General features: G+C 40.7%; 28 protein-coding genes. 6 read left to right on the top strand and 22 right to left on the bottom strand.

The genetic code is table 11. The annotated features are described in order from the left end of the window. Positions 1–122 precede the first annotated feature (122 nt). The 9 genes from AAEO50_RS16140 to AAEO50_RS16100 form a co-directional block, all read right to left on the bottom strand. Entirely contained in the window at positions 123–404 is a 282-nt protein-coding gene (locus AAEO50_RS16140; protein WP_341985333.1) for a hypothetical protein, read from the bottom strand. A gap of 209 nt (positions 405–613) precedes the next feature. Beyond that, positions 614–874 (bottom strand): stage VI sporulation protein F, encoded by a 261-nt coding sequence (locus AAEO50_RS16135; protein WP_341985332.1) that lies wholly within the window; start codon positions 872–874, stop codon positions 614–616. 170 nt (positions 875–1,044) lie between these two features. After that, complete coding sequence (locus AAEO50_RS16130) at positions 1,045–1,158, bottom strand: YjcZ family sporulation protein (protein WP_341985331.1); 114 nt, start codon at positions 1,156–1,158, stop codon at positions 1,045–1,047. Between the two features lie 72 nt (positions 1,159–1,230). After that, positions 1,231–1,929, bottom strand: coding sequence for a DUF421 domain-containing protein (locus AAEO50_RS16125; protein WP_341985330.1), 699 nt, complete (start codon positions 1,927–1,929; stop codon positions 1,231–1,233). A 15-nt stretch (positions 1,930–1,944) separates the two neighbouring features. Next, entirely contained in the window at positions 1,945–2,301 is a 357-nt protein-coding gene (gene spoVAE / locus AAEO50_RS16120) for a stage V sporulation protein AE (RefSeq protein ID WP_341985329.1), read from the bottom strand. Positions 2,302–2,322: 21 nt separating this feature from the next. Further along, entirely contained in the window at positions 2,323–3,339 is a 1,017-nt protein-coding gene (gene spoVAD / locus AAEO50_RS16115) for a stage V sporulation protein AD (protein WP_341985328.1), read from the bottom strand. Further along, on the bottom strand, positions 3,339–3,809 hold the full coding sequence (spoVAC, locus tag AAEO50_RS16110; protein ID WP_341985327.1) for a stage V sporulation protein AC: 471 nt from the start codon (positions 3,807–3,809) through the stop codon (positions 3,339–3,341). The genes spoVAD and spoVAC overlap by 1 nt, the downstream gene beginning before the upstream one ends. Before the next feature lie 12 nt (positions 3,810–3,821). Then, positions 3,822–4,289 (bottom strand): sporulation protein, encoded by a 468-nt coding sequence (locus tag AAEO50_RS16105; RefSeq protein ID WP_341985326.1) that lies wholly within the window; start codon positions 4,287–4,289, stop codon positions 3,822–3,824. Positions 4,290–4,560: 271 nt separating this feature from the next. Next, entirely contained in the window at positions 4,561–4,917 is a 357-nt protein-coding gene (locus AAEO50_RS16100; RefSeq protein WP_341985325.1) for a DUF1360 domain-containing protein, read from the bottom strand. 135 nt (positions 4,918–5,052) lie between these two features. Between AAEO50_RS16100 and AAEO50_RS16095 the strand changes: the two genes are divergently transcribed. Next, positions 5,053–5,493: a CotY/CotZ family spore coat protein gene (locus AAEO50_RS16095; protein WP_341985324.1), complete on the top strand. Its 441-nt coding sequence runs from the start codon at positions 5,053–5,055 to the stop codon at positions 5,491–5,493. Positions 5,494–5,560: 67 nt separating this feature from the next. Here the strand turns inward: AAEO50_RS16095 and AAEO50_RS16090 are convergent, their stop codons facing one another. The 5 genes from AAEO50_RS16090 to mgtE all read right to left on the bottom strand — a co-directional run bounded on the left by AAEO50_RS16090 (position 5,561) and on the right by mgtE (position 11,052). After that, the gene (locus AAEO50_RS16090; protein ID WP_341985323.1) at positions 5,561–6,073 is read right to left on the bottom strand and encodes a CotO family spore coat protein; all 513 of its coding nucleotides are present in this window, start codon (positions 6,071–6,073) and stop codon (positions 5,561–5,563) included. Positions 6,074–6,315: 242 nt separating this feature from the next. After that, positions 6,316–7,092, bottom strand: a complete 777-nt coding sequence (fabI, locus tag AAEO50_RS16085; protein WP_341985321.1) for an enoyl-ACP reductase FabI — start codon at positions 7,090–7,092, stop codon at positions 6,316–6,318. An 80-nt stretch (positions 7,093–7,172) separates the two neighbouring features. After that, positions 7,173–7,658 (bottom strand): DinB family protein, encoded by a 486-nt coding sequence (locus tag AAEO50_RS16080; RefSeq protein ID WP_341985320.1) that lies wholly within the window; start codon positions 7,656–7,658, stop codon positions 7,173–7,175. Positions 7,659–7,770: 112 nt separating this feature from the next. Beyond that, on the bottom strand, positions 7,771–9,633 hold the full coding sequence (locus tag AAEO50_RS16075) for a monovalent cation:proton antiporter family protein (protein ID WP_341985319.1): 1,863 nt from the start codon (positions 9,631–9,633) through the stop codon (positions 7,771–7,773). 21 nt (positions 9,634–9,654) lie between these two features. Beyond that, a complete protein-coding gene (gene mgtE / locus AAEO50_RS16070) occupies positions 9,655–11,052 on the bottom strand; it encodes a magnesium transporter (protein WP_341985317.1) in 1,398 nt (465 codons plus the stop codon). A 235-nt stretch (positions 11,053–11,287) separates the two neighbouring features. On the opposite strand from mgtE, the gene prpE reads away from it, so the two are divergent. Further along, positions 11,288–12,025, top strand: coding sequence for a bis(5'-nucleosyl)-tetraphosphatase PrpE (gene prpE, locus AAEO50_RS16065; protein ID WP_341985315.1), 738 nt, complete (start codon positions 11,288–11,290; stop codon positions 12,023–12,025). Between the two features lie 69 nt (positions 12,026–12,094). Here the strand turns inward: prpE and AAEO50_RS16060 are convergent, their stop codons facing one another. From AAEO50_RS16060 to AAEO50_RS16045, 4 genes are all read right to left on the bottom strand, one after another. After that, positions 12,095–13,021: an RluA family pseudouridine synthase gene (locus AAEO50_RS16060; RefSeq protein ID WP_341985314.1), complete on the bottom strand. Its 927-nt coding sequence runs from the start codon at positions 13,019–13,021 to the stop codon at positions 12,095–12,097. After that, positions 13,014–13,811 (bottom strand): NAD kinase, encoded by a 798-nt coding sequence (locus tag AAEO50_RS16055; protein ID WP_341985312.1) that lies wholly within the window; start codon positions 13,809–13,811, stop codon positions 13,014–13,016. Before AAEO50_RS16055 ends, AAEO50_RS16060 begins: the two co-directional genes overlap by 8 nt. 20 nt (positions 13,812–13,831) lie before the next feature. Next, a complete protein-coding gene (locus AAEO50_RS16050; protein ID WP_341985310.1) occupies positions 13,832–14,497 on the bottom strand; it encodes a GTP pyrophosphokinase family protein in 666 nt (221 codons plus the stop codon). A 72-nt stretch (positions 14,498–14,569) separates the two neighbouring features. Next, positions 14,570–14,941: a hypothetical protein gene (locus AAEO50_RS16045; protein ID WP_341985309.1), complete on the bottom strand. Its 372-nt coding sequence runs from the start codon at positions 14,939–14,941 to the stop codon at positions 14,570–14,572. Between the two features lie 128 nt (positions 14,942–15,069). Here AAEO50_RS16045 and AAEO50_RS16040 point away from each other — a divergent pair, with 128 nt between their 5' ends. The 4 genes from AAEO50_RS16040 (at position 15,070) to AAEO50_RS16025 (ending at position 17,838) form a co-directional block, all read left to right on the top strand. Beyond that, positions 15,070–15,651, top strand: a complete 582-nt coding sequence (locus AAEO50_RS16040) for a CYTH domain-containing protein (protein WP_341985308.1) — start codon at positions 15,070–15,072, stop codon at positions 15,649–15,651. 68 nt (positions 15,652–15,719) lie between these two features. Further along, complete coding sequence (locus tag AAEO50_RS16035; RefSeq protein ID WP_341985307.1) at positions 15,720–16,358, top strand: lytic transglycosylase domain-containing protein; 639 nt, start codon at positions 15,720–15,722, stop codon at positions 16,356–16,358. Positions 16,359–16,577: 219 nt separating this feature from the next. Next, positions 16,578–16,979, top strand: coding sequence for a globin (locus AAEO50_RS16030; RefSeq protein ID WP_341985306.1), 402 nt, complete (start codon positions 16,578–16,580; stop codon positions 16,977–16,979). Then, complete coding sequence (locus AAEO50_RS16025) at positions 16,972–17,838, top strand: ClpXP adapter SpxH family protein (RefSeq protein ID WP_341985305.1); 867 nt, start codon at positions 16,972–16,974, stop codon at positions 17,836–17,838. The genes AAEO50_RS16030 and AAEO50_RS16025 overlap by 8 nt, the downstream gene beginning before the upstream one ends. 786 nt (positions 17,839–18,624) lie before the next feature. Here AAEO50_RS16025 and pepF read toward each other — a convergent pair. The 4 genes from pepF to mecA form a co-directional block, all read right to left on the bottom strand. Beyond that, positions 18,625–20,448 (bottom strand): oligoendopeptidase F, encoded by a 1,824-nt coding sequence (gene pepF, locus AAEO50_RS16020; RefSeq protein ID WP_341985304.1) that lies wholly within the window; start codon positions 20,446–20,448, stop codon positions 18,625–18,627. An 87-nt stretch (positions 20,449–20,535) separates the two neighbouring features. Then, a complete protein-coding gene (locus AAEO50_RS16015; RefSeq protein ID WP_341985303.1) occupies positions 20,536–21,723 on the bottom strand; it encodes a competence protein CoiA in 1,188 nt (395 codons plus the stop codon). A gap of 384 nt (positions 21,724–22,107) precedes the next feature. Further along, the gene (gene cls, locus AAEO50_RS16010; protein ID WP_341985302.1) at positions 22,108–23,613 is read right to left on the bottom strand and encodes a cardiolipin synthase; all 1,506 of its coding nucleotides are present in this window, start codon (positions 23,611–23,613) and stop codon (positions 22,108–22,110) included. 136 nt (positions 23,614–23,749) lie between these two features. After that, a complete protein-coding gene (gene mecA / locus AAEO50_RS16005; protein ID WP_341985301.1) occupies positions 23,750–24,421 on the bottom strand; it encodes an adaptor protein MecA in 672 nt (223 codons plus the stop codon). Between the last annotated feature and the right edge of the window lie 576 nt (positions 24,422–24,997).

Below are 24,997 nucleotides of genomic sequence, written 5' to 3'. Positions count from 1 at the left end.
TCCAGCTGCGGCGGCTAGTCCCTCGAGGTCATAAGTCAAACATACCAAAAAGGCAAAAACCAGCCTTTTCGGTATGTTCACCTTATGCTTGTCGGACCTGAGCAAGCCGCCTTCGCTTTTCTTTATACATATTCGTTAAAGTAGGTACCTTTTCCTGTTACTTCAGCTATTAATCCGGAGGGGATGGAGGTTGTTGGAAGTCTTCTTGTGTGGGTTATATATTGATTTGAAGGTACTTTATCAGGGTAGATATTCATTTCTTCATGATCGGTTTGTTTTGATTTATTTTTCAATGCTTTGATGGGTTGTACCGGAATGAAGCGAAAAGGATGTTTGTCTACTTTGATATCCCTTTCCTGATACTGTTTATATTGATGGTGGGGAATTGGAGCAATGTATCCCATTTAGATTACCTCCTTATATGTTTTTTTACCCGGATTTACGACTGGTTAAAACATCTAACAGTTGAATTTTGTTCATTTTTAATTGGGATATGCTAAAATACAGTATCAATCCCGGCTGGAACTTCTGACTGACATTGTAAAAAATAAAAGAGAATTAACATAAAGTACGTGAGTTCTCACCCCTTTATGTCCATTCTCTATTAAAAAGATTATTTTTTTCCTTTGTTAAGCATATTGGAAATGGTCCCGAAATCCAGCTGTTTCCCGTCATTCACAATGGACTTTACAATTTTTTCTTCCATTTCTTTACTTACAGGTTTATTGGCTATTTTAGAAACACGCTTGATAACTTTTCTCACGGTGGCTTCATCTTTAAAATTTGCATTTTGTAATGAGTTGGCAAGCTCTAACACTTCATTCATGTTGACGCCTGTCTTCTGTTCCAAATTCTTAAAAAAGTTGTTGTTCATTAGTAATACGCCTCCTTCTTAACTATAAGCATCATATGTAAAAAAATGGAGAGCGTGATTATTTCTTTGGAGATCCTTAGCATTCTGCTGCTTTTCCATCCTTGATCCCTCAACCTAAAAAAGACAGGATCCCTCTATTCGAGGGTTCTGCCTTTAATTGTGCTTCTAAATTAGCAGAAGCTAGCTCCAACGATAATTAACAAGATGAATAAGACGACGATTAATACAAAAGTAGAACCATAACCTCCGCCATATCCGCAGCCATAACCATATCCGTAAGGCATTCAGCATCACCTCACTTTACCTTTAGTCATTTATAACATATGTAAATGAGGGTTAATCCGTATGGGCTTTTTTTAATTTTGTTGTGTATTTGTCCAATTGTATAAATCAAAGGTGAGGTTCCCTTCCTTATCTAACTGTGCCAAAAAGATCGCCTCGACACTCAGCTGCCTTTTTGATAGTTCTTTTAGGAGCCAGGGCTCTGGAAATCCTACTTCCTTCAAAGCAGCTTCATCAATTTTTCCGTCTGTAATGACCGCCTGGGGAGGAGTCGAGCGCTGAAACACAGTCATCATATCTTCTTTAAGCAGAGGCTGCTTTTCTTTCTTCAGTAATACGCTCAGATCCCCGTTTGTATCTAAAGTGGCGAATTCAACATCCGCGGCGCGAAATACATCTTTCTTCCTTAATTGCTCAAGAAGTTCATCAATGGAGTACTGTTCTTTCTTCAGTGCTTTTTCATCTATTTTTCCATCTTTAATGAAAACAGAAGGCTTCCCTTCTGCAAACCTTCTGAATCTACTGCTTTTCAGTGAAAGGTAAGAAAACATCAGAGGAAACAAGAACCACAGGAAGATACTCATAAGACCTTCACTTAACGGCAGGCCGAGATCCATTGAAAGTGTACCTGCAATGCTGCCTACTGTAATGCCGGTAATATATTCAAAAAATGATAATTTTGACAGTTGTTTCTTTCCCAGTAATTTTGTAATGATAAATAAAGATAGAAGAATGAACAAGCTTCTAACTGCTACTTGCAAGTATTCAGGCATAACCCTATCCTCCCTTTACCCCTTTGGTTTAAAAAGGAGTGCACCTATGAAGCCAAAAACGATCGCAGCTGATATACCGGAACTAGTTACTTCGAACATTCCCGTTAATACACCCACCAGGCCGTGCTCCTGTGATTCTTGCATCGCACCATTTACAAGTGCATTCCCAAAACTCGTGATCGGTATGGTTGCCCCTGCCCCTGCAAAATCGATTAGAGGTTCATATAATCCAAATCCTGATAGTATAGCGCCGGCCACCACTAAAAAACTTAACGTGTGTGCCGGAGTCAATTTCGCTACATCAAACATTAACTGTCCAATCACACAGATGATTCCTCCTATCACAAATGACCAAAAGAACATTGCTATCATATATAAGCTCCCTCCTTTAAATTACAAAAATTCAATAGACACCGCATGGGCAATACAAGGAATCGTTTCCCCTTGCTGAAACGTAAGTGGTGATAGCAACGCACCTGTGGCCACGACGAGTATCCGTTTGTAAGTGCCCTTTTTCATTTCATTTAATAAGTGTCCATAGAGAACGGTTGCTGAGCAACCAGGACCGCTCGCCCCCGACTGGACGGGCTGATCTTCCCCATATATGAGTAATCCGCAGTCTTGGTATTGCCGGTCAGACAAGGTGTATCCTTTTTCCTTCAGCATTTCCATGGCCGTCTGTCTTCCGATTGCAGCAAGATCCCCGGTTACAATTAAATCGTAATAAGAGGGGTCTCTCCCCAGGTCCTGAAAGTGACCAGCTATCGTATCTACTGCTGCAGGAGCCATTGCACCTCCCATATTAAATGGATCTGTTAAGCCCAAATCAATCACTTTTCCAATCGTTGCGGAGGTGACCCTGGGACCAGGGGTTGTAAGACCCGCACCATTCCCCACTACTGCATAACCGGCTCCAGTAACTGTCCATTGCGCGGTAGGTGGTTTTTGCCCGCCATATTCAGTTGGGTAACGAAACTGTTTCTCGGTTGCAGAATTATGACTTGAAGCTCCGGTTATTACTTTATCGGCTCCCTGATAATTCACTAAAAAGCCTGCCAGTGCAAGACCTTCTATTGATGTGGAACATGCACCAAATAAGCCGAAATAAGGAATGGCATTTGAGCGTGCCGCAAAGCTTGAAGGAGTAATTTGATTGATCAGGTCTCCGGTTAAAAAGAATTGTACATCATCCTTTTGAAGAGACTGCTTCTCAAGTGCTATCTGCACCGCATCTTCAATAAGGACCCGATTCGCTTTTTCATATGTGTCCTGGCCCATCCATAAATCGTCGTAAAACCGGTCAAATTCCGCTGCCAGTTTTCCTTTTTTTTCGAAAGGGCCGCCGACCACTCCGGTAGAGAGAATCGCCGGCTGTGCAGGGAAGACCCATGATCTCGATCCCTTAAGCATCAGATAACCCCCCATTGAATTAATAACGTTTTAATTAATGCAACCACAAAGGCGGCAAATACACCGAACACGATAACGGATCCTGCCAATTTAAAGATGTTGCCTCCCACACCCAATACATAGCCCTCTGTTTTATGTTCAATCGCTGCAGATATTACGGCATTACCAAATCCCGTGACAGGAACTGCACTTCCCGCCCCACCAAACTGGCCTAAATGATCATAAATACCAAAGCCTGTAAGAATCATGGCAAAAAACACCATCGTGGCGACTGTTGGATTTCCAGCTGTCTGCTCTGTGAAATTAAAGAAATAAATATAGAAATAACTCACTGCCTGACCCACCAGGCAGATTGCCCCTCCTACAAAGAACGCCTTGATGACATTCTTCAAAAGCGGCCTTTTGGTTTCATATTGCTTTTCGAGTTTTTCATATTTCTGCTGTTCGGGGGTTTTCGGTGTTTTTCCCACAACGTATGCCTCCTATGTCTTTTCCTTTTGTAACTCGATAATATCCTTAAATTCTTTTTTAGCCTTCTTTTTGGAGATTGACTTGTGCTGGATTTTTTCTTTTAAGCGGACTGTTTCGAGAAAGATCTTGTAATCGCTTGATAAGACGAAATCTTCATCGGGATATTTCCCCTCAAGATACTTCTCCATATCCTTTTCGATCTTTTTCATTTTAAAGCGCTGCAAATGCTTCACTTTATAAACGACCAACGTTTCTTCTTTACTTTGAATGACTGCAACATCATACAATTCCTTCTTTTTAGCGAGCTCTTTTTTTATTGCATGTCCAAAACTCTCTGTTTCAGGATTGTCCACCAGCTCGATCGGGGGCGGATCGGTTGTCTTAATGAGCGCAACTTTGCTGTCCTTTCCATCTTCCTTGTTGGAGCAGCCTGCAATTAGTAAAGAGGTAATGACTCCTGCACATAAATATTTCTTCATACACTATCCCTCATTTTTATTTATACTCACTCCTTATTTTTTTCATAAAGTCTAAATTTATGAAAAAAAAAGACCGCTCCTAATGAGCGATCTAATTTTTCTTTATTTTTGATCCACAGCCGCAGTCTTTTTTCTTCTTATAATTTGTTGGTGTTTTTGTTGGTTTAATCACGTTATTCCCATTGTATTTTATCAATTTTCTTTGCCTCCTTCACATGTGGATAGTTCATTATATGTGAAAAGGGGCATGCTTGTTTCCACTAATTACCTACTAATTTAGTCCATTCCCACTCTGGACTGCCGATTCAATGACGGCTGCTACACCTGCGACAGCGAGCAGTGTAATAAATGGTGCAAAAATAGCAGGAAACCACATGTAACCACCGTACAAAAACATACTTGCCCATATGCCAGTACACCAGTAGCAGGATAACAGCCGGCCTGCGAAGCCTTTGAAACCTTCCTTCTTGGGAATAAGGTAAACCTCTTCCACCCCATTTTCTTCCTCTACAATTTCATCAAAGAAAGGCGATCGTAGAAATTCAGTTATCTTATCAAAAACGATTAAATGAGTCAGTCGAAAAATAGCAAAGCCGAGAGTTGTAAGTTGGACGAAAGTCAACTCCATTTAGATCTTCCTTTCTCCATTTATAAATATATACAAGCCCAAATTTCTAAAAGAGGGCAGATGTCCGTTACCTAATCGCCTACACCACAATATGTTAGTAATGTAAATGAAATTTATTTTAAGGAGGAACTTTTTATGGGTTGCGGAAGAGATAGAGATTTTGGAAAAAAAGATCTCGGCTGTGTATGTCAAGCAGTTCGCGCTATTAAAGATATTCAAGACGCTGGTGACGAGTGCAACGAATGCCGAAATGACTGTTTCCTTGAGCCGCTGGGATCGATGGTTAGCCCTGCTAACCGTGTAAATACCCGTGTCTTCAAGCTATACCTGAAAAACGGTGATACATTCGAAGTTCACGTTAAAGGAAGCAAGTCGAAATCACCATATTTCCGGGTAAAAGAAATCTTTGACAACTGCTGTGCTACTCTACAAGTAGTCATACCGAATAAGAACGATGATCCAAACGACCCGATGGATGATTGGGAACTAACAGGCGATTGCGTGACGGTTGACCTGGATTGCTTCTGTGCGATTCAATGTATCAAAGACGTATTCGTTGAATTATGTGAAGATTAATACTCAGGTATCAGTGACAGACTGAACTTGTAAGAAAAGCCAGCCGGGAGATCCCGCCTGGCTTCTTTTATTGTAAACCTATCATCTTAATCGATTTCAAGGAGTCCCTTGGAATCGTTTCTTCATCGCCGCGGAATGTTTTGATTTTTATAGTGGATTCGTCCATAGAGATAAGCACGCCTTTATAGGCAGCAGTACCGGTACTGAATTCACAAGGAAAAGGGACTTTACCGTTGATGCTGGCCGTAATATACTCCAGCTTTTCGTCCAGGTTCAGTTCTTTGAATGGTTTCAGCCTTCTGAATGAGTGGATAGCAGACTGGGGTTCTTCCCCTGAAGGCTTTTGATGAGTTTTAATTTCCTCCTTAACCTCGATTTCAGGTTTTTTTAATATTGACGGCTCTGCTTTGTCTTGAGGTTTTTCTATTTGAGTTTCGATTGGTTTGGCGGAAAGCTTTTCTTTTTTCTCTTTTGATTTCGTCGACCGATATGTTACCTGCATATTCCCTTTCACTTCCTGCAGTTTTGGCTGCTGAATATATAACAGGGGTTCCTTGCTCGTTGCTTTTTCTTTTTTCATGAAGCACACCTCCAATTCCTCTCCACTTTTATATGTATGCAAAAGGTGCACGTCAGTTTCATTTTTGTTAGGAATATTTTTGTACCTCTATATTAAATACGGCTGTTGATTGGCGTTTTCGTCTTCAACTCCAATCACCAGCTAGATCCTGGTTCATACAAAAGAAAAGCCATTACCTATGCATATACTAATAAAAAATCCCGCCGGCCATTTTTGGCCAGCGGGATTACTGTATATTATCATTACCCAAGAATATGATAACCGGAATCCACGTGAAGATTTTCCCCTGTGATTCCTCTTGAAAGGTCGCTGAATAAGAACACGGCCGTGTCGCCGACTTCTTCTTGGGTTGTATTGCGGCGCAGCGGAGCACGCTCTTCGATTTCTTTAAGGATGGAGTTAAAGTCCCCTACTCCTTTAGCAGAAAGTGTACGGATCGGACCGGCAGAAATGGCATTTACACGGATGCCGTGCTTTCCTAAGTCACTTGCAAGGTATTTTACACTTGCTTCAAGTGATGCCTTTGCCACTCCCATTACGTTATAATTCTGCATTACTCTTTCTCCGCCCAGATACGTCATGGAAACAATGCTTCCGCCTTCAGTCATTAAATCTTTAGCAGCCTTCGCCACCGCAGTTAACGAATAAGAACTGATGTTGTGGGCAAGCAGAAATCCATCTCTTGTCGTATTCATATAATCTCCGGCAAGCTCTTCTTTATTGGCGAATGCGATACAGTGCGCAATACCGTGGATCGTTCCCACTTCTTCTTTGATTGCAGAAAAGCATTTTTCTATATCTTCATCACTTGTTACGTCACAAGGAAGTACAAGAGAGTCCTCTCCGCCTTCTAATGTACCGGCAAGATCTCTAACGCCTTTTTCAAAACGTTCGCCTGCGTATGTAAAAATCAATCGTGCCCCCGACAGATGAAGGGAACGGGCAATCCCCCATGCAATACTTCGTTTATTGGCAACACCCATGACAATAAATGTCTTGCCTTCTAATGAAAGAGTCATTGTAATCCTCCTATTGTTACAAGTTATTAGTACCTGCTACTAATTCTACATGAAACAACAAAAAAAGAAAAGGTACAATTCTATGATATCTTCTTTTTCGTCTCTTCAATTTGATCAATATGACGCTCTTCATGTCTTCCCAGGAGCTCGAGGACCTGCCAGACTGGCATGATTCCAAATCGATGATGATTCATCGTTTTTTGCTGCAATTGAACTTCAGAGTACTTCTCTATAAATTCATCTGTTAAGTTTCTTGACGTTTGGAGGGCAACCAATAATTCATCTATGGTGTGAGGTTCTTCAGGCGGGTCGACGGGTGCTTTAAGCTTCTTGCTTTTATCATCAAACACACTCAAGTCCACTGCACCTCCACTTACAGCCGGTTCTCCTTGCGCGGCTTCCAACGCCAATTTCATAAAGCGTGTCTCTGCCCCTGCAAGGTGCAGGACGATCTGGGCGATGCTCCACTCACCCCGGGAAGGTTTTTTATTGATCTTTTCCACAGAGATCCCATCCAGACTTTCTTTCAGCCGTTCTCTTATAGCCATTACTTTTGTTTCCCACATTTATAGCCATCTCCTTCTTGTTCTGCCTCTATAACTAATTAGGTATCTATCAGTGAAAATCCTCTAAATTATTGTCTAAAGAAAAACCCCCCGGCAGACCGGGGAGTTCTTTTTAACAGTATTCGCAGAATTCGAGTTCGCGTTTCAATTCATCAACATATTCTTTAGATCCGGTAACAATCAACCGATCATTCATGTGAAGTTCTGTGTCACCATGAGGTACAATCGAATCTTTGCCCCTGAATATACGGACAAAGATGACATCTCCGGTAAACGGGAATTTTCTCAATGTCATCCCTTCAAACTGGCTGTTCATCATTTTGATTTCGTACAACGACATTTCCTGGTTTGTGAGGATATTCATTACTGACGGTGATTCAATCATGGCTCTTAATAGTGCTTTGGTTGAGAGGAATACTGAATATACTTCTATTCCCTGTTCTCTTAGGGTTTCATGCATATCAGGGCTTTCAACTCTTGCAATGACACGTTCTACTCCTCTTTCTTTTGCAGTGATAGAAAGGGTCGCATTCACCTCTTCATCACCGGTTGAAATTACTATGATATCTGCATCAAAAACGTTGAACTCTTCTAAAGTATCAAGCGAATAATTCTCAATTTCATTGATCTTGAATAAAGAATCAGCAATGTTTTTATCCGATTTATCTTGAACTGTATGATAGAGGACAGATTCATATAATGAGGATTGTAATTCCCTGGATGCCGGCATAGTCATCTGGTTGGCTCCCAAGAACACTACTTTCAATTTCTTTTCTTTCGCGCTTTCCCGTGGGAACAGCTTTTTAAAGATAATTGGTGTAATGATACATGCTATGACAGCTACCAGTATCAGGGTACCACTCATTTGTGAAGTTATGATTTCCATTCTTTCAGCGATTTTCGCTGCCGCTATCACCAGTGAAAGAGTTGATGTAAGCAGGAATGCAGAAGCTAATGTGGTTTTTGTATCATACCAGATCCTTAACAAGTAAACGGGCAATATTTTAGAGATCAGGAATGCAGCAAGGAGCAGTGGAATCAAGAGCAACATCTTCTTATCGCTCAGTAAAGACTGAAGATCCAGCTCCACTCCAACCATTACGAAGAAAATAGGGATTAAAAAGCCGTAACCGAATGAATCCAGCTTTTGTACCATTTCCTGATTCGGTGCCAATAAAGAAACTAATACACCTGCCAGAAAGGCTCCTAATATATTTTCTGCACCCACTGTTTCTGATACCGCAACTAATAAGATGATGAGAGTGAATACCGCTCTTGTTCCTATTTGTACTGTACCAGTCGATAAACTCTTAATGAAATTATTATTTTTCATTCGTTTCCCAAGAAGATAGAGAAGAATCCCCACAACAAACAGAACAAGAAGCAGCCACATATTCCCGTGCCCTTCGCCGTAGAGTGAAACGAATACTGCAAGCAATATCATCGTCACCAAATCTGCAATGACAGCAATCAACAATATAATCTGGCCAATCGCAGTCTTTGATATATGGGCTTCTTTCAGAGTCGGTACAACTACCCCCAGTGAAATGGTAGAGATGATCAATGTCATCAAAAAGGCATTTTCTATCAAATCAAATAGGACAAACAAATAAGAAAGTCCGAGAGAAACAAAGAATATCCCTATAAAAATGATGGTTGCCACTTTCAGGCGGTTAGGTTCTTCCTTGCCGCTCGGAAGGATTTCTTTCTTCTTCTTGCTGTTTGAGAAGGCTTTGAAATCAATTTCCAGACCACTTAAAAACATTAAGAAGATGAACCCGAAGGTGGATAAGGTTTCAAGCCACATATCTTGATGGACAAGATCGAATCCGCTCTTCCCGATCACCAATCCCATGATGATCTCGGCAATGACCACAGGGATAAAATTCAATTTAAAACGATGCAGCAATATAGGAGTCAAAAAAGCGACAATGATGACGATCACCAGTGATGTTACAGAGGCATGCTGTTCCATAATGCTCTCCCCCTTTTCTTTCTATATAAGATAATTCATGAACAATGTAGCTAATCCAAAATAAATTAAAATACTTATTATATCGTTTATTGTTGTAATAAAAGGACCCGATGCTACGGCTGGGTCGGCTTTCAATTTGTGCATTAAAAGAGGGACTAGTGTACCAGCCAGTGTAGCGACAAATAATGAAATCATCACTGAAACACCGACTAAGATCCCGAGGAAAAAAGTTCCTTTCCAAACATACACAATCATACTGACAACAATCCCGCATGTCGTGCCAGTAATGAGTCCTGTTCCTGCTTCGCGTATAATGAGATTAAGTTTATTTTCTTTTTCCAAATCACCCGTAGCAATACCTCTTACAGCAACTGCCAGTGCCTGCGTACCGGTATTCCCGGCCATTCCGGCGATAAGCGGAATAAAGACAGCAAGAATAGCTACTTTATCGAGTGTCGCTTCAAAACGGCCGATAAGACTCGCCGTAAACATTCCGAGGAATAATAAAGCAATCAACCATGGCAGACGTTTTTTGGCTGCATGGAAAGGGTTTCTGTCAATTGAATCCAAGTCAGCAATACCTGCGAGCTTGGAATAGTCATCGGACGCTTCTTCTTCCATTACATCCATGATGTCATCTACTGTAATGATTCCGAGCAGATGATGTTGAAAATCGACAACCGGCAATGCCAAGAAATCATAATCTTTCATTTGTCTGGCTACCGCTTCCTGATCCTCGCTCACCCCGACTGACATCACTCTGTCGCTCATGATTTCAGAAATCATGACATCATCATGACTTATAATGAGATCCCTCAAGGAGATGACTCCCACCAATTTCTTGTCATCATCCACCACATAAATGTAATAGATCGTCTCTGCATTCGGAGCTTCATTCTTAAGAATGTACATTGCCGACCGAACTGTCTGATTTTGTGAAATGGCGACAAATTCAGTAGTCATGATACTTCCGGCAGTGTACTCCTCATAATGAAGGAGCTCTTTGATTTCTTTAGCGGACTCAACATCCATGATGGTTAAATAGCTGACAACCTGTTCTTTATCAAGTTCATTCAATACGTCTACCGCATCATCTGCGTACATATTGGAAAGCATTTCAGCTGCATATGAGGGATTCATTTCTGCGAGCAAATCCTGATAATCTTCTTCGTCTATATCAAGACTTTCAAACAGTTCAGCCATTTCTTCTGGGGAAAGATAATGGTAAAGGCGGATTCTCAGTTCATCCTCAACCTTGGAAAAAAATTTAGCCTGATCGTAGGAGTGCAATTGAATAAACTCTGAGCGGAATAAATCTAAATCTTCTTGTTGAAGGGCTCTAATGAGAAGCTCCTCATCATACATTTCTTTTTCCTGCTTTTCTTTTTCATTCAATTGTTCTTTGGTCGCTTCACTCATTAAGGCACACCCTCCCTTTATGTTAATCCCATATAGTCGTAATAATACTAGCAAATCTTTTTTAAAATGTCGCCCGTCAAGTCAGCACATCTTACTTATCTTTGCCTCTATAAAATATTCTACATAAAATAGTGAATATACAAACCCGTTTTTTCAAACACTGAAACATTAATATGTCACAAAACGAACGAAATGAAAAGAAAAAAGTTTCTACCGAAAAGAAAGAAGGTGCATAATGAAGATTGATGTCATTGGAGATATTCACGGTTGTTTTGAAGAATTCAGGAAGCTTACTGAAAAACTCGGTTATGATTGGAGGGAAGGACTCCCGCGCCATCCCGGGAGAAGAAAGCTTGCATTTGTGGGGGATTTGACTGACCGGGGGCCGCATTCTTTAAAAACGATTTCGGTTGTCGCGTCCCTGCGAAAAGAAAAAGAGGCTTACTATGTCCCAGGGAATCACTGTAATAAGCTTTATCGTTATTTCTTAGGGAACAAAGTGAAAATCCTGCATGGTCTTGAAACTACCGCCGCAGAATTAAGTGCTCTTTCAGAAAAAGAAAGGAAAGAGTATAGAACTCTATTTATCAATTTATACGAAGATTCACCCCTCCATCAGGTACTCGATGATGGTAAATTGATCATTGCACATGCAGGAATCAAGGAAGAGTACATAGGAAAGAACAACAAGCGTGTAAAAACCTTCGTTCTATATGGTGATATTACAGGTGAAGTAAATGATGACGGTACACCGGTCAGAAGAGATTGGGCGAAGGAATACAAGGGTGACGGCTGGATTATTTATGGACATACTCCAGTATTAGAACCGAGAATGATCAACAATACGGTCAATATCGATACAGGTGCAGTATTCGGCGGGAAGTTGACCGCGTTCCGTTATCCTGAAATGGAATTGGTAAGCGTGCCATCGACCATGCCATTTGTAAAAGAAAAATTCCGGACATTCCCATAAATATTAAATCAGCTTTATTTTCTCAAACCCTTTAAACAGAACCAATCAAAAAGAGATTCCTTGTGCAGATCAACACAAGGAATCTCTTTTTTCTACAGCACCTAAGATATCCAATACGCCTTTCATATCACTTGCCAGCGGACTCTCGAACTTCATCCTTTCATTATTCATTGGATGATAAAAAGAAAGAGTCTTGCAATGGAGTGCTTGCCGCTTCAAAAGTTGTCTGCTCCCTCCGTACAAATCGTCACCCAAGAGAGGGTGTCCGATCGAAGCCATATGGACACGGATTTGATGTGTCCTTCCCGTTTCGGGACGCAAGGATATGTGAGCGGCTTGAGGGTATTGGTACAGTACATGGTATGCCGTCTTGGCATATCGTCCGTCATTCCGGACTTCTCTTTCAATAATACTCGTGTCTTTGCGGCCGATCGGCTTTTCGATGACCTCTTGTTCACAGGTCATTACTCCTTCAGACAAAGCTTCATATGTCCTGGAAACCCCTTGCTCCTGCTGCTGAAGACTGAATAAATGATGCACGTGCCGGTGCTTGGCTACCAATACAAGTCCGGAAGTATCCCGGTCGAGCCTGGTTACGATATGAACAGTAGACGCCAGGCTGCATTGTTTGTAATAACCGGCAATCCCGTTCGCAAGACTCCCTGTACGATGATCATTTGACGGGATTGTATTCATTCCCCACGGCTTATCGACAATCAGGACATCTCTGTCTTCATATACGATTTTCAACGGCAGGTCTTCCGCTATTAATTGTTCACTTCTTGTTTCAGGAGGGAAATTGATTTTGACAATGTCGCCCACCTTCAATAAATGACGCACATTTACTTCAGTGTCATTGACGAAAATCGCTCCTCCATCAAACTTGACTGAGGTCAGCGTACGTTTAGAAATCTTCTGATCAATCAGGAATTCCCTTAAGAGTATGCCTTCATACTCAGAAGAGATTTCCCACTGAATTGAATAACTTTTATTCATCCGCCACAAAAGAGTCATGGACTCTCTTCCAGAAAGGAAAAGGCCGGAATCGGGCAAAACGGATTTTCTCATCTGCAACTCGGTATTGAATGGACTTAACGTCTTTATGCAAAAGGGAAAGATGATCAATCGTCACCAGGAAATCAGGTCCATTAACAGGCTTCAGCATACATGTATGATGCGCCGGTAAGATAAGAGGAGATCCGATCGTACGGAAAACTCGGTTGTTAATGGATGCCATTTCAGCGAATTGAATAGCCGGCAAAGACGGATGGATGATTGCGCCGCCAAGCGCCTTATTGTACGCCGTACTGCCCGAAGGGGTTGATAAACATAACCCATCCCCCCTGAAACGTTCGAAATGCTGTCCCCTGATTTCCACATCCATGACGAGTGTGCCTTCAACACTCTTCACTGTAGATTCATTCAGGGCCAAATAACGCGTTTCCCTTCCCCCGTGCTGATACCGGATGATTGTTTCCAATAATGGATATTCGATTATTTGATAAGGGGTTTTGGCTATGGCAATGACAAGCTTTTCGATTTCTTCGGGCACCCAGTCGGCATAAAACCCCAGATGACCCGTATGCACCCCTACAAAGGCGGTCTTATCAAGTCTGGATCGATAACGGTGAAAGGCATACAGTAACGTCCCGTCCCCCCCTACCGAAATGACGATATCAGGCTGTTCTTCATCATATGTCAAATTGAAATCCTGCAGATAGGTTCTCATTTTGTGCATCAATGTATTTGACTTTGAGTCGCCCTTTGACGTAATTGCAAACTTCATTCATTTTGACCCCCTTCGTCTCACTGTTTGTGAATTCTTTTATCGGTTTTGCCGCTGCCTCTTTTATCTTTTTCCATCTTGTTAGTGAAAATAGCCTGAGCTTCCTGGATTTCTTCCCGAATCAGGCTCATTTCTTCATCCAGCCGAAAAGCAGCTTCAGCAGCACCTTGGAGCCGCATTCGAATTCTTTCGGGAAATTGGCCGCTGTATTTATAATTCAAAGAATGCTCAATCGTTGCCCAAAAATTCATCGATAGCGTACGGATTTGAATTTCCACAAGGATGTTTTTCTCTCCTAGAATCGTCTGGACCGGATAATCAACGACAACATGATAGGATCTGTATCCGCTTGGCTTTTTGTTCGTGACATAGTCCCTTTCTTCGATCACAGTGAAATCCTTTCGTGACCGGAGATGTTCAACCACTACATGAATATCTTCCACGAATTGACACATCATTCTTAGACCTGCGATATCCTGCATCTCTGTCCCAATGTCTGATAGCGCAATCCCTTTTTGGTTCGCTTTATCCAGGATGCTGGCAATCGGCTTTACCCGCCCCGTTACAAATTCAATCGGAGAATGCGTATGCTTAAACTCATACTCCCCACGCATTCCCTTCAGTTTCACTTTAAGTTCATCTACGGCTTGATTATAGGGAGCCAGAAATTGTTCCCAATGATTCATTTCCCCTCACCTCGTTTGAAACATCTCTGTTTCTTTCTTTCAGGTTATAAACAACTGGTTTTTAAAAGGGATTCAATCGATAAAAGCAGATTCAACCTTCTTAACCATTTCTTCTCCGTAATTCCCGTTTCCTTCTATATTGCTGATTAGATAACTTAATTCCTCATGGAACTGATCCAGCTCCAATGACTCATCATCACTTATTATGATGACTGAAGTTTTTTCTTCAATCGCTTTTTTTAACTCCCCCCAGATTCCTTCTTCTAAGTAGAGATATACATATTCTTCTTCATTTTCCGCCAGATAAACAAAGGCGTAACGATCAGAGTCTGCAATGATTTGACAAGCGGGCTTGATTCCTTTAATCAAATCCTTTTGTTCCGTATGTAAGTATAAAAACCCATTATCAAATTTTGCCTCATTAAATTGAACGATTTTTCTCATGTTATATTCATCCTTCCATAAAACAATCACTATTATTTTATCATAAGACACGATTTACATCTAAACATTGAAGTTCCCTTCTATAAAAGAGATAATACAAGTAGCAAGCAATGAAAGGGTGCTTTTCTATGTCACAAGAGATCGAGATTGAATTTAAGAACCTGTTGACTGAAGAAGAATTCCTGAAATTAACCAGGCATTTTATGATAAAAGATACTGAGTTTGAAAGCCAGGTCAACCATTACTTTGATACCCCTGACTTTCAACTGAAGAACTTGCAATCGGCATTGAGGATCCGCCGGAAAAAGAATTCCTTCACGCTGACGCTGAAAACACCACTTGAAGAAGGACTGCTGGAAACCAACCAAGGCCTTTCAGCACAGGAAGCAGATGACTTGTTGAAACAAGGGGATTTCCCTGACGGAGAAGTTAAAGAGTCCCTGCAAAATGCGGGTATTTCAACCACTTCCCTTCTACACTTTGGCTCTTTAACCACAAAGAGAGCAGAAATGGAATTCCGTGGCGGATCGCTCGTATTTGATGAAAGTTCATATTTCAATAAAGTGGACTATGAACTTGAATATGAAGTAAAGGATTTTAAGCTTGGAGAAAAAATCTTCTTTGATCTATTGAAAGCACATGAGATCCCTCACAGGGAGACGGAAAATAAAATAAAACGCTTTTACAGGGAAAAAGTCAGGCACCAATGATAAAACACTAATCACTTTTTCCGATATATAGAATAATGACACCCCTTAAATAGACAGGAGCCGTTAGTATGAATGTTCAACAATTAAAAACGATGATGGAACTTCAGGCACTCAATAAACTGGGTTCCGTTTCTTCTATGAACACCGGGAATCAAAGCAATGACTTATTTCAGCAGCTATTCACCCAGGCTTTAAACAATAGCGGAGGACTGCCGACAGGCACCAATACCTTAGGAGCCGTTAAGAGCATGCTTGATATGCATCCTTCTTTTACAGTTTCCCAGCCGCCGCGGTCTCTCTCTGCACTAAGCAAAACCGAGTACCAGACTCCTAAGTCATTAGAAGAGATTATCTCCAAAGCGGCCGACCGGTATCAACTCCCTGAAAAACTAATACAGGCTGTAATTCATCATGAGTCAGGATTCAAACCTGATGCTGTCAGTCCCGCAGGGGCTTCAGGTTTGATGCAGCTGATGCCTGCGACTGCTCGTGGATTGGGAGTGTCCGATATCTTCGACCCGGAAGAGAATGTATTTGCAGGCACCAAATATTTAAAACAGATGCTTGATAAATATAACGGGGACATCGACCTGGCACTTGCTGCATATAATGCGGGACCCGGCAATGTTGATAAGTACAATGGAATCCCCCCTTTCAAAGAGACTACTGCCTATGTAAAAAAAGTAACGGATACATTTCATGCTTAAGAAATTTAATAAGCTGAAACAAAGCTGTACATTAACCTTGTACAGCTTTTTTTGTGCAAAGCTTCCGGGGCTATCGACTGAACGTACTTTAAAGGATATCCAAAAGCGTTCTGGCAACAATAGTGTTAAGGATCGGACTGATGCAAGGCTATTTGTTTGAGATATAAATGAATGCTTGCTAGAATAAACTTACATTCTAAGTAAAAAGGAGTCCTTCTTATGGTCGAGAAACCAAAAATGCCTTATAACTTAATCGGCGAAAAGAAACTCTCCATGCTCGTTGATGCATTTTATTATAGAGTGTCTAAACATGAATTGTTGGCACCTATTTTTCCAGAAGATTTAACAGAGACGGCTCGCAAACAAAAACAATTTCTTACACAATATTTAGGCGGCCCCCCTCTTTATACCGAAGAACATGGTCACCCTATGCTTCGGGCCAGGCATCTTCCCTTCCCGATCACAGAAGAAAGAGCGAAGGCTTGGCTGAGCTGTATGGATGAGGCAATGGATGAAGTGGAGCTTGAGGGGCAAGTAAGAGAAGACTTCTATCACAGACTTGTTTTAACCGCCCATCATATGGTAAATACGGAGACACCGGAGAGAAACAACATTGACTAGTTTAAATAACTCAAGCCCGCTGAATAGTTGTGGAGCCGAAAAAAAACCACTGGAAATCTATATGTTCGTAGACCCGCTATGTCCTGAATGCTGGGCACTGGAGCCTATATTAAAAAAACTCAGGATTGAATACGGTCAGTATTTTCGAATCCGATATATATTAAGCGGGCAGCTTTCTTCATTAAATATTGTATCAAAGCGAAAGCAGGAAGATTTAGCTCAGCAATGGGAGAAAACAGCCAGCCGTTCAGGAATGTCATGTGACGGTAGCTTATGGATCGACAAACCGATATATTCACCTTATATCGCCTCTTTTGCTATTAAAGCCGCAGAGCTTCAAGGAAAGCATTCGGGAATACGGTTTTTACGCTACTTGCAGGAAAGGTTATTCCTTCAAAAACAAGATATATCGAATTTTGATGTACTTAAGGAGTGCGCTAAGGAAGCAAAGCTCGACCTTAATGAGTTTATGAATGATATCCATTCATACTCTGCCTCAAAAGCGTTTCAATGTGATATTAAAATCACGACGGAAATGGAAGTCGATGAAATTCCTACCCTGGTCTTTTTTAATGAAAATATTGAAGATGAGGGATTAAAGGTAACAGGTCTCTATTCCTACGAGGTATATGTTCATATCATTGAAGAGATGTTGACAATAAAGCCCGAAAAGAAACCCTTACCTTCGCTTGAAGAGTTCATGAGATACTATCGGCTGGTAGCGTCTAAAGAAATTGCCGTAGTATACGATTTATCCATTGAAGAGGTAGAAAAGCAAATGAAGAAATGGACCCTGCAGCAGAAAGTCAGGAAAATACCTGCCAAGCACGGAACGTTTTGGAGATATATTGCTGATTAACTATTGTGAAATAATTAAATACCCGTATAAACAAGAAAAGCCGATGTTGTTGCCAACATCGGCTTTTCAATACGAACAAAGGGGATGGGAGAAATTTTTCACGGTCAAACAAAGGGGTATATGTTTGCTTGTGATCAACTTCACACTGATAATATAACATGCATCAACTTGTATTGGCAAGTTGTTTGTATGGTATTTCACAATATTGTCAAAATCCATGAATGAACCCCTTCAGCTTGTCATATAGTGTATTAAACCGCCCGCGGAGGGATCGATCATGAGAATAAATATAAAATTTTTGCTTCTTGTTTTTTTAATCATTATCAGTTTTCTCATTAATATATTGGGATTAATGAATCTTATTCCGCTCATTATCACTGCCCCGATTTTATTTCTATCGCTGTTGATCTTTATATATTCCTTCGGTAATAGGAAGAAGTTTAAAGGGTTTAAGACATAAAGATAGAGCCTGGGATAAAGGGTATAAACAACAACCTAAAGACGAACAATTTCAGTATAGGATTATATTACCGCTAATGATTTCCGTGCAAGACTTCGCTTTCCGCGGGTAGCCCGTGAGCCTCCTCGGCTTTGCCTGCGGGGTCTCACAAAAGCTACTCTTCCCGCAGGAGTCTTCGTCTTGCACTCCAATCAACCGCTGGAACCTGTTAAAAACTAAAAACACACTTGAACAAATCCAAAAAAACCCGACCTAATTTGAATCCTAGAATTCAATAAGGTCGGGTTTTACTTAGACTAAAACACTTTTGTTCCAGCCCCTTTTAATTATTGAAACTTCTCCAATAATTCTTCCATTTCATTCAGTTTTTCTTCGAAGACTTTGCATGCTTCTTCCACCGGTTTGGAGGTAGTCATGTCGACGCCTGCTTTCTTTAATACTTCAATCGGGTAATCCGAGCTTCCTGCTTTAAGGAATTCGATATAGCGCTCAACAGCCGGTTCTCCTTCTTCAAGGATTTGTTTGCTCAAGGCTGTTGCAGCCGAGAAGCCTGTAGCGTATTGATATACATAGTAATTATAATAGAAGTGAGGAATACGGGCCCATTCCAAACCAATTTCCTTATCGATTGAAATGTCTTCACCAAAGTATTTCTTATTGAGAGCATAATACTCTTTAGTAAGAAAGTCAGAAGTCAACGCTTCTCCTTCTTGTGCTTTCTTATGAATCAAGTGTTCAAATTCCGCAAACATCGTTTGTCGGAACACAGTGCCCCTGAAACCCTCCAAATAATGATTTAAAAGGTAAAGACGTTTCTTTTCATCGTCAATCGTATTTAATAAATAATCATTTAACAATGCCTCATTGCAAGTAGAAGCGACTTCTGCTACAAAAATCGAGTAATGACCATACGTATATGGCTGGGCAGATCTTGTATAATAACTATGCACACTATGACCGAATTCATGCGCCAGTGTAAATAAGTTATTCACATTGTCCTGCCAGTTCATAAGGATATATGGATTTGTTCCATAGGCTCCTGAAGAATAAGCACCGCTTCTTTTTCCTTTATTCTCGACTACATCCACCCAGCGGTTATCGAACCCGTCTTGAAGTACATTGGCGTAATCATCCCCGAGCGGCTCGAGGCCTTTTAGGATCATATCCTTCGCTTCCTCATAACCTATCTCCATTTTCACTTCTTTAACAAGCGGCGTATATAAATCATACATATGAACTTCATCAAGACCTAGTACTTTTTTACGGAGCTTTACATAGCGTTGCAACAGATGGAGATTCTTGTTCACTGTCTCCACCAGGTTGTCATAAACCTGCTCTGGAATATTATTATTTGATAAGGCTGCGTGACGGGCTGAATCATAGTTCCTGACATTTGCCACAAAATTATCTTTCTTCACAGTTCCGCTAAGCGTTGAGGCAAACGTATTTTCAAACTTCCCATATGTTTCATACACCTTTTTAAACGCTTCTTCACGAACACGTCTGTCACTGCTTTCCAGGAAGCGAATGAAACGTCCGTGAGTAATATCCACTTCTTCCCCATTCTCATCCTTGATGCTGGGGAATTCAAGGTCAGCATTATTCAGCATTCCGAATGTATTGCCCGCTGCGCTGAATACCTCGGAAGCTTGAGCGAGGAGTGCCTCTTCTTCAGCAGATAATACATGTGGCCGCTGCAGATTAATCTCTTCCAAGGCGTGCTTATACTTTTGCAGTTCTTCTTTTTCCTCAAGGAATGTTTTAAGTTTTTCTTCCTCGATGGAAAGGATTTCAGGAACTAAATAAGCAAATTTACTTCCCAACTGCGTGTATAAGCTCTTGGCCCTGTCATCAAGACCCTGGTAATGCGAATTCGTTGTATCCTGGTCATAACGCATATGTGAATATGTATAAACCCTACCCATTCTTTCCATTATCTCATCTTGAAAGCTTAGTGCTTTATAAAGCTGCTCGGCGCTTTCACCCAGGGATCCCTTAAATTCTTCAGCTTTCCCTGCTAAATCTTTAATTTCTTTATATTCTTTTTCCCAAGATTCATCGCTTTCAAAAATATCTTCTAATCTCCATGTTAAGCCCTCTTCCACTTCATCTCTTGCTGGCAGGCTTTTCGTTACTGTGTCTTTTGACATATACATCCTCCATTCTGAATCTACAGACTATTCCTTATAGTTACATTCTCTCTTATCCTGAATATTCCTGCAAGAAAACAAGCTTTCTTAGTCCTTTTTTAATATATGCTTCCATTTAGGAAAAAAATCACGTTCATGCTGCTGAAATTCGTTGAAGGTTTTTGGTGATTCCCATCCAAATGATAATCGATAATACTTTCCCTCACCTTTTTTGATAAGATCTAATATTTTCAGCAATTTAAAGTAGTCATGAATGAGCTTTTTCGTGCCGGTGCCTGCTGATAACAACGGTAACTCTCTCAATTCAATATCTCCTTTTGAAACGCGTCGTAAAAAAGCATGATTAATCATCTCCATTGTAAAATGAGGATATTTCTTCATCACATCTTTCCACATATAATATTGCCATTCTACTGGATGAGTCTTGCATAATGCAGTATGCGGAATGACTGGCACCCCAATAAACTGAGGTAAATATATAAACGTGTCACCCTCTTCATATACTTCTCCTAAAAACTTGTCATAACGAGATGAGTTGTAGTTTATTTTGTTCTGCATCCATTGCTGTCGATATTGTTTCCAGTTTTTTAAAATATGGGGATATGGACATTCCGGAGGTGATATGGAAATCGGGATAATAAACCTTTCGAGGGGGATGATGATCGGCTTCGAAAGGAGAAATGAATTAGTGGTGACCGAAGTAAGATGAGGGAAAACGGTAAAGTACTTTCTTTCTGGATTGAAGTGGAGAAGAAAATAGTGAAATTCAGGAGAATATCGAATGAAACCTTGTTGAAAACATGTTAATTTGAGAGGGATTTTGGAAATGACGGGCTGGGATAATAACCATAGCGGTTGAATCTTTTCTCTTCTAAATCCTTCTGTCCTATCCTTCACCTCTGAAAGTGAGATAGTAGAGCACTGTACTTCGACAGCTAAACGGTCCTCTTTGGAAGTGATGAGCAGATCTGGTATCTGCTGCAGTTCTTTTACATAATATTCAAGCTTCACATCCTCAAAAAGCTCTGACAGCCTTTGATACAAAAGTGCTTTACCTAAGACGTGATTGGGTGTTTCTTTCTTTGAGCCGTATGCACAGGATATCTTTGAAGTGTGGGCAAAATGAGGGATTTTTATATTGCCCAGGCGAAGGATTAAGGGGGATGAACAATGAGGGCAGATAAAATGTGGTGAGCTTTCTCTTAGTTTCAATAATTCTTCTTTTGTAAAGTGGATTGTTGTAAATGGATGCTGATTAAATAAAGCTGTTAACATGAAACACCTCCTATTAATCCTTATTCGACAAAAGATTGTAAAATCCTGCAAATATAAAGGCCCAAAGGAAAGTTTATCCTTCGAGCCTTACAGTTTTTAATCACCGCTGTTGATTTCCGCGCAAGACTTCGCTTTCCGCGGGTGACCCGTGAGCCTCCGGGGTCTCACATGTCTAGCTGCAGGGCTTAGAGGCATATTTCATAAGTCATACCGTCCAAGAAGGCAAAGTGCGCCTTCTAGGTCGGTTCGCCTTATGCCAACCGCCTCTGAGCAAAGCCCTTCCGCTTTTCGAATTGGCCACTTTTCTAGCAGGATTCTTCGTCTTGCACTCCAATCAACAGCTGGAACCTTTCTGAATAAACAATAATTTATATTATACCTATCTTATAACAACGGCGACATTAAGCGGGAGGTGGATTCAAGGATTCTATAGCCCATGTGCCTCTTTTGGAACTCATCATGTGAAAGTTCCACCGAATCCTCCAGATCATGCAAATACTCTTCCACAAGCGATTGAGTGCTGCTTGTTTTATATAGGAATGCGTTCACTTCAAAGTTTAAATGAAAGCTTCTCATATCCATATTGGAAGTTCCTATAGACGCCAGTTCGTTATCGACGATAACAATTTTGCTGTGCATGAATCCTTTTTGATATTCGTATATTCTCACTCCCGCATCCAATAATTCAGGAAAGTAAGAGCGGGAGGCATGAAAGACGATTCGTTTATCGGGTTTGTGCGGAACCAGCAGTCTGACATCAATTCCGCTTAATGCAGCAATCTTCAATGCCGAGAAAATATCTTCATCAGGAATGAAGTACGGCGATGCTACCCAGACGCTTTCCTGGGCGGACGTAATCATTGAGAAGAAAATATTTTTCAGTACACTGAGTTCATTGTCAGGTCCTCCTGCAATCATCTGAACTCCACCATCATTGGTTTGACTTACTGGATCCGGACTTAAATAACCAGGGGTAAGGAAATCATCATTGGTCATATAATACCAATCCTGAAGAAATATTAGTTGAAGCGTCCGCACCGCCTCTCCTTTGACAAATAAATGTGTATCCCTCCAGAATCCGAAAGTTGGATTTTTTCCTAAGTATTCATCTCCTATGTTTAAACCGCCCACAAAGCCGATGTTCCCGTCGATTACAATGATTTTCCGGTGATTCCGGAAATTGAATTTATTATTGAGAAAAGGAATTTTCACAGGACCAAATGGGACGACTTCTATGCCTGCTTCCTTTAATTCATTGATGTATCCGTGCGATAATTGCCATGCCCCTACAGCATCATAAAGGAAACGGACCTTGACCCCATCATTTGCTCGTTCAATTAAAACATCTTTGATTTGTTTTCCAATATCATCATGACGCACGATATAATATTCCATATGAATATGATGCTTCGCTGTTTTTAACCAGCTGAGTATTTCACCAAACGTTTCCTGTCCATTCGTCAATACTTTCGTTTCACTTGAAAAAGAAATGGCACTGTTACCGATTCGCTGGGCAAGTTGAACGTGCTTTTCCTGATATAATCCAAACATCTCAGGATTCATATCTTTAGGTCCCGGTTCGTATTTGTTATAAGTTTCCTTATCTAAAATATACTTTTTCTTGTACATCTTCTCTTTTCGATAATTCCTTCCAAAGAGCAAGTAAAAGAAAAAACCCAGGAACGGAAAAGCACCAAGAACAACCAGCCAAGTAAGAGTCTGGGTAGGATGACGATTTTCAATAAATATTAAAAAACCTATGATGATGACTGAAAATGTAAAAACTAAACTTACGTATTTTAACATTCCTGCTAAATATTGATCCAAAAAATAAAAATAACTAATTGCAATTACTGCAATGAACAAGAGCACCTTCACCGTATTCTTCATCCAATACACCATCCCATGAACTCAAGTTGTACATTAATATCTTCTATTACTGTTACCTTATGTCCTTTTATATTTTTTATAAAAGAAACTAAGAAATAAAAAAATACCGATTTCAGGATGAAACCGGTATTCTAACTTATGAAAAGTATGCACTTAGTGTTTCAAACACATTTTGATCAACTACGATATTCCCATACTCTTCAAGACGGTGAACGGTCATTCTTGACTCATCAGCGTATTCGAGCAGGATGCTTAGCATATTGTCAATCTCTTCTTCCGAGAAGTGCTCCTCTGAAAACTTAATATAAAGAAAATATTTATTTTCAAAAGCGAGTAACTTTGTAGTCAGATGTTCGACCGGCATATCCTTTAATCGCTGCGATAAAGAAATCGCATCTTCAAAGTCGCTGAACTTTAATGTGAAATCCAACGCAACTTCTGTATCTTCGTCTTGATCCTGTTTGATTTGAAAATGTTGATCAAGCAGTTCTTCAATACGTTCATCCACAGGGAGTTCTTTTAGTTTGTCTTCAGGGATCGGCAATTCAAATCGTTGACCATCCTTTGAAACCTGTGCTCTTGTAACAAGAACTTCCAGTCCTTTGTCCAGTGCCTGAACTTGTATCCATAATGGACCCTCTATACCGAAATCTTCTTCCTGATGGACTTCATCCATCATTTCCCAGAATAGCTCTTCACTTCTTTCACGATTGTACCAGATTTCCTCGCGATCAAAGCCTCTATCCTCTATATCCCCATATGAAATATAGAATTTTACAGTATTTTCATTAATACGTTCGATTTCCATTTAACACCTCTCCCTTCTTGCATAAAGTTAGTGAAGGGACTACACCCTCTGAGCTGCGTAAGCCCGACTGTCTGAACAGGTGTGCCAGACTGTTGGTGAAGACAGAAGATACATTTTAGTTAGTTTGTACCTTGTACTTCTATTTTATGTTATAAGCACTTGAAATGGAATAAAAACAGCACCCATTTTTCACTTAAGCAGATTGGCCTATATGATGTGTTTTTGACATTTTAGCTAATATTTGCAGAAAATTCAAGTGATAATACTCAGCATGAAATTTAAATACCGCTGTTGATTTCCGTGCAAGACTTCGCTTTCCGCGGGTGACCCGTGAGCCTCCTCGGCTTTTCGCCTGCGGGGTCTCACATGTCTAGCTGCAGGGCTTAGAGGCACATGTCATAAGTCAAATCGTCCAAGAAGGCAAAGGCGCCTTCTAGGTCGGTTCGCCTTATGACAACCGCCTCTGAGCAAAGCCCTTCCGCTTTTCGAATTGGCCACTTCTCCCGCAGGAGTCTTCGTCTTGCACTCCAATCAACAGCTGGAACCATTTAAATACAATGTCAAGCTTGAGCATCT

The sequence above is a fragment of the Rossellomorea oryzaecorticis genome, assembly GCF_038405515.1.
GTDB classification, from domain to species: Bacteria; Bacillota; Bacilli; order Bacillales; family Bacillaceae_B; genus Rossellomorea; species Rossellomorea oryzaecorticis_A.
Note: the sequence above shows the minus strand (reverse complement) of the source record. Positions and strands in the feature narration are given on the sequence as shown.